The sequence below is a fragment of the Autumnicola edwardsiae genome (assembly GCF_031846505.1).
In the GTDB taxonomy this organism is placed as follows: domain Bacteria; phylum Bacteroidota; class Bacteroidia; order Flavobacteriales; family Flavobacteriaceae; genus Autumnicola; species Autumnicola edwardsiae.
Genome location: NZ_JAVRHP010000179.1, coordinates 1 through 3,252, shown reverse-complemented (window position 1 = coordinate 3,252; position 3,252 = coordinate 1). Strand labels below are relative to the sequence as shown.

The window sequence follows — 3,252 nt, the reverse complement described above, 5'->3', positions numbered from 1 at the left end:
TTGACAGGCCATAGATTCCTGAAGTCTCCATTTCAAGATTGGTGATTCTTTGACACTTATGAGAAAAAGTTGAAAGTTTGTCGTTCATTCCCGGATCCTGAAGTGCAAGTCTTAAAATCCTTCCCTGCGGGCCGTAGAAACCAACATTAGTTGCGGTAATCCCTTTATGAACCTCTTCAGAATCTAGTTTTTTTGCAAGATCTTCATCATTCCCCACAACGTATGGCGTGGATTTCTTCGGAAACCAATCCAGGTGTTCAACAAGTGCTTCTGCAAATTCCTGATCCTGAATATGTGCACTATCGTAAAAATGAAGGAGGGAATCAAAACCAATTCCGGCGTTACTCATCAAAAATGAATCTACGGGAACATCGGGTTGGATAGAACCGGTAGTTCCAATCCTGATGATATTTAATTTTCTTAACTCCTTCCGAAGCGTTCTCTTCTCAAAATCGATATTTACCAGTGCGTCAAGCTCATTAAAAACAATATCTATATTATCTGTTCCTATTCCGGTAGAAATAACACTTATGCGCTTCCCTTTATAGGTTCCCGTTTGTGTATGGAATTCCCTCTTTCTCACCTTAAATTCTATAGTATCAAAGTGGCTGGCTACCTTTTCAACCCTGTCCGGGTCTCCAACCACAATTACCGTGTTGGCAAGGTGTTGCGGCAATAGATTAAGATGATAAATACTGCCGTCTATATTTAAAATAAATTCTGAAGCTGCTAAACCCATTTTAAAGCTTTAGTAATCGATGAGATTCTGATTCATACAAGAAATCATACATTTTGGCTCCTCCAAAACATTCGTCATTGTTGAGCTCCCTGTAAAAATTCGTCGTTTCTTCCATAGCCGCTTCTCCTTTTTCAGATAAAATTACCCGATCCTCTTCCACCAGATAGAAATCCCGAAGTTTTTTTAAAAGCCGCTTCATCTGGTTATCGCTGTATCCATAATATCCCTGATATTCCAGGGCATATCCCAAAAGTTGATTTTCTGAAGAAATTATATTTCGCTGAACGATTTTGAGAATATTTCGTTCTAAAGAATTAATACCTGTCTCGCTATTGGGAAAACGTTCTATATGCGCTCGTATACAGCTGGATAGATATTCAAAATTGCTATGCTTCTTTATCTGCGCTTTTAATTGCAACGGATTATTGCTGCAATACAATTCCCATATAAAGTTTGCTAATTGTAAATCATCAGAAGTAAGGGAGATTTTATTCTGGAAATGATTATACAACTGCTTCGCGTTAAGCTGTGTAAGCGGTTTATTTCCTTTTTCGCCCTTCAGTTTTTTGCTGCATACAAGGTACATAGGTACTTCCTTCTTATAATTAAGGAAAAAACTAATTGCTGCAATCATATTTATATGACAAAAAAGGTCAAATTCAAACCAGAGAATAACCTCCTCATAATCCTCAAGGTTACGAAGTTTTTCTAGTTGAGAAACAAATTTTTCTTCGTAATTCTCTGGAGAAATGCCGTAAGCATCACCTATAAATTTCTTCCGGACTTCAGTAAACGCTTCACTTCCCACTTCCTGAACAGTAGGACCTTCACAAAGTAGTTCCCTCCAAACAATAACTTCTCCCGGAATATCCAGTTCCATCATTTTTGCGGCAAGTCCATCCCCATTTATTATATGTATTGATCTACTGCTCATAGTTTAAATTAAAAAACGTGCTGAAGATTATCCTCCAACACGTTTAACTTTATATCCTTCCTTATTCAGGATTTCCATTATTTTTTCACGATCATCTCCCTGAATAATTATTTCGCCATCTTTAGTAGAACCGCCAACACCACACTTTTTTTTCAGTTTTTTTCCTAAAGCAATCAAATCTTCTTCAGGCCCAACATATCCCTTAATTATGGTAACAGTTTTTCCTCCGCGGCCTTTATTGCTAAAATGTGCCTCTAAATCCTGATCTTCGGGATCTAATGCTTCCTGTTGTTCGTTATCTGTCAATTCGTTCTCATCAAAATCGTCATTGGTCGAAAAAACGAATCCTCCCAGATCTTCAAGTCCCATTTTTTTCTTAGTCATAACTATTTCTTGAGTAAACCTATTTCAACAAGGCGCTGGTGTAAAAAGTCACCTGCGGTAATATCCTCATATTGTTTAGGATTTTCTTCATCTATACATTCTTCAAGACAATTCAGCGGCATTTCGCTCCTTGGATGCAAAAAGAACGGTATCGAATAGCGGGGATTTCCCCATTCTTCTTTAGGCGGATTTATTACACGGTGAACCGTGGAACGCAGTTTATTATTCGTTAGTCGTTCCAGCATATCCCCGACATTAATTACAAGTTCATCTTCCTGGGGAATGGCATCTATCCATTCACCATCTTTTCTAAGCACCTGGAGCCCGCCGGTAGATGCCCCCATGAGCAAAGTAATAAGGTTAATATCCCCATGAGCTCCCGCGCGTACGGCACCTTTTGGTTCTTCGCTAATTGGTGGATAGTGGATAGGCCTTAGAATACTGTTTCCATTACTCGCCCAATGGTCAAAATAAGTTTCTTTAAGGCCAATATGGAGGGCAAGTGCTCTTAATACATATATTCCGGTTTTTTCCAACATCCGGTATGCTTCCATTCCTACATGATTAAAATCCTGCAATTCTTCAACCTGCACGTTATCCGGATACTCTTCGGTAAGATTGGCATCTTCTGCAGGTTCCTGTCCAAAATGCCAGAATTCCTTTAAATCACCTTCTTTTTTACCTTTTGCATGTTCTTTCCCAAAAGATATATAACCGCGCTGACCTGCCAGGCCTTCAATTTCATATTTCTTCTTTGTTTCCAGCGGAAGATCGAAAAATAGTTTCACTTCCTTATAAAGCTCATCTACAAGTTCGTCGCTTAAAAAATGATGTTTAAGAGCAACAAAGCCAATTTCTTCGTAAGCTGTTCCAATTTCGTTAACAAATTTTTGCTTTCTGTCGGGATCATCAGATAGGAAATCGGCCAAATCTACACTGGGAATATTATTCATAGCCATTGGTGTGTGGTTTTTTTGCGTAAAATCAACAAACAAAGTTAAATAAAATAAAGCGAGATGCCGTAGCTCTTTTTAATTTTCCTTAGCATTTTATTTTTTGTTGGACTACGGGTTAGAGCTCTTTAATAGAGAAAAAGAGTGCCGATTCGTTTATTCATATAGTAGAATATTAACAACCTGAGTTCGATTAAAAAATAGCCAGCTGTTGTGTCTGGAGAGTTTGATATTTGATGGAT

General features: G+C 38.2%; 4 protein-coding genes. All 4 read right to left on the bottom strand.

The features are described from left to right. Nucleotides 1-739: nucleoside phosphorylase (locus tag RM529_RS16625; protein WP_311485861.1), on the bottom strand; the 739-nt coding region annotated here is incomplete at its 3' end. Nucleotide 740: 1 nt separating this feature from the next. Beyond that, complete coding sequence (locus RM529_RS16620) at nt 741-1,673, bottom strand: DUF1835 domain-containing protein (RefSeq protein WP_311485860.1); 933 nt, start codon at nt 1,671-1,673, stop codon at nt 741-743. A 27-nt stretch (nt 1,674-1,700) separates the two neighbouring features. Beyond that, nucleotides 1,701-2,057 carry a translation initiation factor gene (locus RM529_RS16615; protein WP_311485858.1) on the bottom strand — a complete coding sequence of 119 codons (357 nt, stop codon included), beginning with the start codon at nt 2,055-2,057 and terminating at the stop codon, nt 1,701-1,703. A 2-nt stretch (nt 2,058-2,059) separates the two neighbouring features. Continuing rightward, entirely contained in the window at nt 2,060-3,010 is a 951-nt protein-coding gene (locus tag RM529_RS16610) for an isopenicillin N synthase family dioxygenase (protein WP_311485856.1), read from the bottom strand. Nucleotides 3,011-3,252: the final 242 nt, after the last annotated feature.